Here is a 6661-nt window from a genome sequence, read left to right on the forward strand (position 1 = left end):
TCAGGTGGGGAGGGGGACGCAATGAGTAACGGGAACTGGGAGCCATTCTGGCTCGGGTCGCCCGCGCGGCCGCTGTACGCCGCCCTGCACCCGGTGCCGGGCGTGCCGCCGGTGGGGGTGGTGCTGGTGCCTCCGTTGCTGGACGAGCAGCCGCGCAGCCGCCGTTTCATTGCCGAAGTGGCCAGTGAGCTGGCGGAGTTGGGTCTGCCTTCGCTGCGCTTTGACTTCCTTGGCACCGGGGACTCCTGCGGCCGCGGTGATGAAGTGGATTTCCAGTCCATGCGCTGCGACCTGGACCTGGCCACTGCCGCACTGCGCGCGCGGACCGGCGCGCGACGGGTGGTGCTGGTGGCCTGGAGTGGGGCGGCGCTGGTTGTGCACAACTGGCTGGCACGGGGCGGGGCGGCAGACCTTGTCGTCCTCTGGGATGCGCTACCCGATGGCGCCCGCTGGCTGAAACGATTGGTGCAGGCCGACGCTGAGACAAGGGCGACCCAGCCGCCTCCGCGCCCGGGCGTATCCCGCCCGGGCGACGCCCCCGACGGTCAGCTGATGGGTTTCATGGTTTCGCCACGCCTGCGCCATGACCTGGCGCGGGCGCGGCTGGATGCGGGCTTGCCGGTGGACCGCTCCCGGATGTGGGCGGTGGCGCGCGAGGAAGATCTGCCGTCACCGGTGCAGGTCGAGCGGGTCGTGCCCCTGCCAGCATCGGCGCCGAGGTTGGAGGGTGGGCCGTCGATGGCCGGCACGCTGTTCATGACGCCGCCGATGCGTGAGCTGGTGCGCGGGCTGGGTTCAGCGATATGCGCGACGCCATGGATATGAACGTGGCGTATTGCAGCGAGCGGCCCGCAACCGGGACGGCGTCGAACGTGCTCGTGCAGTTCGGCCCGGACGACCGGTTGACGGGGGTGCTGGCAGGTGCGCATGGAAGCGGACCCACGCTGCTCCTGCCCAGCGCAGGACTGCAACCACGCGCCGGCCCCTTCCGTTTGCACGTGGAGCTGGCCGAGCGGCTGGCCGCCAGCGGCATCCGCAGCTTCCGCTACGACATTCCGGGCGTGGGAGAAGCGCCACGGCTGGCCGGATGCGACGCCGTGGGAGCAACGCGTGCCGCCATGGATGCGCTGGAATCGCGCCATGGGTGCCGCACTTTCGCGGTGGGCGGGGTCTGCAGCGCCGCGGATACAGGCTGGGAGGTGGCAAGCCTGGATTCGCGGGTATCGGCGCTGCTGCTGCTCGATGGCATCTGCTTTGCCGGGCCGTGGTACGCGTGGGCGCGAATGATCGGGTTGCTGCGGCGCCTGCCAGCCGAGTGGCCTTCGTTCGCACGGAAGCTGCAGTCACGCATGCGGGGCGGTGCCGGCCTGGACTCCGGGGATTTCCGGACCTGGCCGGACCGCGCGCGGGCGCGGCGCGAGTTCGAGCAGCTGTTGCAGCGGGATGCCCGACTGCTTTTCATCTTCAGCGGAGGCTACGAGGACCGTTTCCTGCATCCGCGCCAGTTCGCCTGGACGTTCGGTCCGCTGGCCAGTGACCCGCGCGTGGTGATGCATTACTGGCCGGAAAGCGATCACACCTACTTCGGAAGGATCCAGCGTGACCGGCTGATCGCGACGATCGATCAATGGATGGTCGGGTTGGCGGCAGGAGTGGAGCCGTGAATCGCGAAGCCGTGGCGGTCACCCCGCTGTATTCGGCGTCCAGGGATCCGGGCAGGCCGTTGCGGGTGGTGCTGGCGGCGCCGACGAGCGTCCCCGGCTGGCTGCGCGCGTTCCGTGACCTGGCGGTGCGCACCGGTTGGGTGGACCTTGTCGTGGTGTCCGGCCTGGACGTGCCGTTGCCCGCGTTTGGAGACGTCGGCCTCGACATGCGCCTGTTCCTGGCCGTGGAGCGCACCCTGCATCGGAATGCCAACGCAAGCCTCGATCCGGAAGTGATTTCCCGCGAGCAGCCCAAACACCGCGGCGAAGGCGCGCTGGAGCGTCTGCTGGAGCAGGTGGAAACACTGTCTCCCGATGTGGTGCTCCTGGCCGGACCGCAGGCATGGGCATCCAGCCTTGCTCCAATGGCTCGCCTTGGCTGCTGGCATCTGGACGCCAGCCTCACCGATCCCCGTTACGCGGGTCTGAGCCTGGTCGGATCGGTGCTGCGGGGTGACGCGGCGACGCGGGTTGAGCTGGTGCTGCAGGGCGCAGCCGGGACGGACGCCGTCCTGGCGGGGAGTTCGGGCAGGACCCGGGTGCCTTCGTTCCTGATGACCCGCGACGATGCATTTGCAAAGCTGCCCCAGCTCCTGCTGCGCGGGCTCCTGCGGGCTGCCTCCGCCACTGGCACCAGCACTAGCACCAGCACCAGCACCAGCTCCTCGAACATGGAGGGTTGGCCGGAGCGCCAGCCGGCGACGTTGAAGCTGTCGTCGCGCGTGGCGACCCGGCCAGGCGAAGGGCTGCGCCTGCTCCTGTCGACGTCCCTGGCCAAGGTCCGTTCGCTGGCAAGGCGTTTCAACTACCAGGGCTGGGCACTGGTCGTTCGCACCAACCAGGACCCGCTCGATCCCGACGCCCCGGTGATCGGTACGCACGCCATCCTGGAGGCATCGGAGGGCTGGTGGGCCGACCCCTGCGTAGTGACCGACGGGCCGCGGACGATCGTATTCGTCGAAGAGATGGACCTGGCAACCAACAAGGCCTTCATTGCCTGCGTGGAGCTGGTCGACGGGGGTGCCTGCCGGCTCGGAACGGCGCTCAGGGAGCCGGGCCACCTGTCGTTTCCGCAGGTATTTGCTTGGCAGGGACAGTGGTACATGACCGTGGAGTCCGGCTACGCCAGGAGGGCGAGCCTTTACCGGGCCGTGGAGTTCCCCCTGCAGTGGGTCCGAATACGCGATCTGGTGACAGGCTGGTCCTGCGTGGATCCGGTGCTGCACCATCACGATGGCCACTGGTACCTGTTCCTCAACGTGGCCGAGAGCGGTGACGGCACCAGCGACGACCTGTTCCTGTTCGTAGCTGCAAGCCTGGAGGGGCCGTTCAGGCCACATCCCGCGAGTCCGCTTGTGTGCGATGTGAGGCGGGCCAGGATGGCGGGCCGCCTGTTCCACCACCAGGGTCGTCTGATCAGGCCGTCCCAGGACTGCGGGCCGAACTACGGCAGTGCCGTGGTGTTCAATGAAGTGCTTGAGCTCGGGCCACAGGTGTATCGCGAGCGCGAGCTGTCGCGGCTGACTCCTGATTGGGGGCCGGCGCTGCATGGCTGTCATACCTACAGCGCCGGTGGGGACTGCGAAGTGCTGGATGTCGCCGGCCGCCCGCCGGCCGGCTCCGCCCGGCTTCGCCTGTTCGATGGTGATTTGGCGGGATGCAGCTGAGCGCCATGGGCAGCCCCCCGGACAAGGCCACCGCAGCGATCACGCAGCCAGCCGGCTTGCTGCGGAAACCGCCGGGGCTGGGCACCCATTACCTGCGCTACTCGGTGTCCAACGCGCTGGTGCTGCTGGCGGGGTTCATTTCCTTTCCGATCCTCACCCGGATGCTCGACAACACCGAGTTCGGGATCCTGCGGTACTACGAAACCTTCATGCTGGTCGGGGTCGCACTTGCGAAGCTGGGTTCGCAACACGCGATCGTGCGCCTGTACCCCTACGGCGATCCCGGGCGCATGCGGACATTCGGCACCAATGTCGTCCTGTTGCCGCTGGTGATGTCGGCGACGCTGTGCGCGGTGGCTATCGTGGGGATGTTGCTGTGGAGCGGCTGGAGCGGCAGAAGCTTCAGTCCCGTGCTGTGGTGCGTGGTGGCAATTACGCCGATGCTGGCGGCGAGCGCCATCGTGCAATCGGTGATGCGGGCGGGCGAGCGCTCGGACGTCGTCATGGTCACGCGCATCATCGGCCGCATGCTGGAGCTGGTGCTGGTACTGGGCGCTGTCATCCTGGTGCAGCAGAGCGCTCTGGCGGTGTACGGCGGCAAGCTTGTTGCGACGGTCCTGCTGCTGGCGTGGCTGATGCACTGGCTGCGCCGCAATGTCCGGTTCGCGCGTGAGGCGATCGACACCGAGGCCTTCCGCGGTGCGCTGGTCTACGGCCTGCCGCTGATGGGGCACGAGCTTGCCTACGCCATTTTCAGCAACGTCGATCGCGTGATGCTCAGGGCGATCACCGATGACTTCGCCGTCGTGGGTATCTACACCATTGGAATGGCGTTGGCTCTGCAGGTGAACCTGTTCATCGATACGACGCTGTCGGAGGCGTTTGTCCCGGTGGCCAACAGGGCCTATGAGACTGGCGGCAACAAAGCCGTTCGCGCGCTGAAAAAGCAGGTCCTGGTGCCCATGACCTACGCCGTGGTGGCCATCATCGCGATGGTGCTGGTGACGGGAGAGGACCTGATCGTGGCGCTGAGCGGGCCGTCCAAAGCCGCGTCCGGTGAGGTGTTCGTGGTGCTCGGGATCGCGGTGGCGGCGCATTCCCTACTCTGCATTTCCAACTTCGGCATGCTGCTCAAGCGCCGCACGATGCCGGTGTTGATGATCACCGTCGGTACCGCGGCCGTCAGCGTGGTAATGAACTTCATCCTGATCCCACGCATGGGATACATGGGCGCCGCGTGGTCCGTCGCGATCAGTTACGCGGCCATGAGCACGGCGCGATTCATCTGGTGTCCAAAGGGGTTGGTGCAACTGCCCGCCGCCCGCACGCTGGCGGTGGCGATAGCCCTTGGGACGTTGCTGGTGTCCGTTGCCCAGGGTGCCGACCTGTTTGGAGTGCAGGGGGCGTGGGCACGCCTGGCGGTAGCAGGGGCACTGTTCGTGCCCCTGTATGCCTTGCCTGTGCTGGTCCTGGATCCGGACCTGCGGCAGGCCGCGCTCGCGCTCCTGGCGCGGGCCACGGCACGCCGCAGGACGCAATTACCGGATGGTGTAGGTGACTGAAGCGTTGCTGTTGTGGACATCGCCCGCGCCGCTCTTCACGTTCGCGGAGATGCCATAGCGTCCGGATCGGGCGTTGGAGGGCGAAGCTACTTCCAGCCTGGTGCGATACGTCCTGCCGGGGGCAATGCGTGCGCTGTTTGCGTTCAGTGAGCCACTCCAGCCGGACGGAACGGAGTGCCCGATCTGGAACGTCTGCGCAGTATTGCAGCGGTCGTCGTTGTTGCGGATCGACACCGTGTACCTGACCGTGCGGCCGGCCCGGCCGGAGGACAAGCCGCTCAGCGTCACGGTCGGCTCGCGGCGCGCGCAGCTCGTGGCCGTGTCGGCGATCCGGTAGGTAGCCGAGCCATTGGCGGAGTGGATGGCACCGATGGTGCTGCTCACGCCCGCACCGACTCCGTAGGTGCCGGCCTCGGCGCTGGAAGGCGAGGTCACGCGCAGCGTCGTGCTGTAGGTGTCGCCAGCGTTGATGTAGGCGCTGCTGGCACCGAGTGAGCCGTTCCAGCCGCTGGGCAGGGTATCGGCAAGGAAGAAGGTCTTGCCGTTGAAGCAGGAGGCGGGATCATTGTTACGCGCGGTTACGGTGTAGGTGACCGTGCTGCCCGCCGCCGTCGCCGTCGAAGGTCCGGCAACGCTGACAGTCGGAGCCTTGCGCTCGCAGGTCGGGGCCGCATCGATGACCGTGTAGGTCGCGGAACCATTGCCCGCATGTGCTGCGATGGTGGTGCTCGCACCGATGGCGATCCCGTAGTTGCCGGCCTTGGCGCTGGAAGGCGAGGTCACGCCCAGCGTCGTGGTGAAGGTTTCGCCGGTGTTGATGTAGGCACTGCTGGCACCGAGTGCGGCGCTCCAGCCGCTGGGCACGGTATCGGCCAGGAAAAAGGTCTTGCCGTTGAAGCAGTCGGCGGGGTCATTGTTACGGACGGATACGGTGTAGTTGATCTTGCTGCCTGCTGCCGCCCCGCTCGAGGGTCCCGCGATGCTGACGGTAGCCGCCTGGCGGGTGCAGCTCGGGGCCGGATCAGGCGTCGGAGTCGGAGTCGGGGTCGGAGTCGGGGTCGGGGTCGCTGAGTCCGCCGCGGCACCGTACTCATAGGCGCCGATGTCGTTGGCGGAGCCAACCGGACGCTTGCCGCCCAGGAAGTCGGTGGTGACGGCACTGATCATCGGTGCCTTGTCGATCACCGGGCTGCCGGAGCGCGGCTCGGCGTCGAAGTTCGCCAGGGTCATGTTGGTGAGCTTGGGGTCCGCACAGCTGACACCGCTCGGGCACGAGGACAGGTTCCAGCCGATGTTGCCGGAGATGTTCAGCGTGCCGGGGGCCTTGCCCGCGTTGAAGGCGCGCTTGGAGCCGTTGACGAAGTACGGGAAGCCGACCACGACGTTGTTGCGGATGTCGATCCGGTCGGAGGAGTTGCCGCTGTTGTAGGTGATGTTGCCATCGCCTTCGCCGGCCAGGGTGTTGTGGCGCAGGGTGGCGGTGTGGCCGCCGTTGAGCACCAGCAGCACGGTGGCGCCGTAGGCGCGGCAGATATCACCGTCGGCCATGTTGAACTTGCCCTTGAAGTAGGTGCAGTGACCGACCAGGACCGAGTTTTCAACCGTTGAATTGCCGGTGATCTTGACCTGGTTGCCGGCGTTGCCAGCCGCGTACACCCGGCGCAGGGTCACGCTGGTGCCCGGGGCGCCATCCATGTGGTAGAAGTCCAGGCCGTCGGAGGTGTTGTAG

The 6661-nt window shown here is 67.2% G+C and carries 5 protein-coding genes; 4 read left to right on the forward strand and 1 reads right to left on the reverse strand.

The features are described 5' to 3' along the window. Positions 1–21: 21 nt before the first annotated feature. The 4 genes from ACW7G2_RS08960 to ACW7G2_RS08975 are packed head-to-tail and all read left to right on the forward strand — an operon-like array spanning position 22 to position 4932. Positions 22–825 carry a hypothetical protein gene (locus ACW7G2_RS08960; protein WP_456974875.1) on the forward strand — a complete coding sequence of 268 codons (804 nt, stop codon included), beginning with the start codon at positions 22–24 and terminating at the stop codon, positions 823–825. Continuing rightward, positions 816–1664, forward strand: a complete 849-nt coding sequence (locus ACW7G2_RS08965; protein WP_456974877.1) for a hypothetical protein — start codon at positions 816–818, stop codon at positions 1662–1664. The genes ACW7G2_RS08960 and ACW7G2_RS08965 overlap by 10 nt, the downstream gene beginning before the upstream one ends. Next, positions 1661–3370: a glucosamine inositolphosphorylceramide transferase family protein gene (locus tag ACW7G2_RS08970; RefSeq protein WP_456974879.1), complete on the forward strand. Its 1710-nt coding sequence runs from the start codon at positions 1661–1663 to the stop codon at positions 3368–3370. Before ACW7G2_RS08965 ends, ACW7G2_RS08970 begins: the two co-directional genes overlap by 4 nt. After that, positions 3361–4932 carry an oligosaccharide flippase family protein gene (locus tag ACW7G2_RS08975; RefSeq protein ID WP_456974881.1) on the forward strand — a complete coding sequence of 524 codons (1572 nt, stop codon included), beginning with the start codon at positions 3361–3363 and terminating at the stop codon, positions 4930–4932. The genes ACW7G2_RS08970 and ACW7G2_RS08975 overlap by 10 nt, the downstream gene beginning before the upstream one ends. Here ACW7G2_RS08975 and ACW7G2_RS08980 read toward each other — a convergent pair. Then, the coding region (locus ACW7G2_RS08980; protein ID WP_456974883.1) for an NEW3 domain-containing protein at positions 4909–6661 on the reverse strand (1753 nt) is incomplete at its 5' end. The two genes, ACW7G2_RS08975 and ACW7G2_RS08980, sit on opposite strands and share 24 nt — an antisense overlap.

The organism is Luteimonas sp. A277 (genome assembly GCF_054052045.1).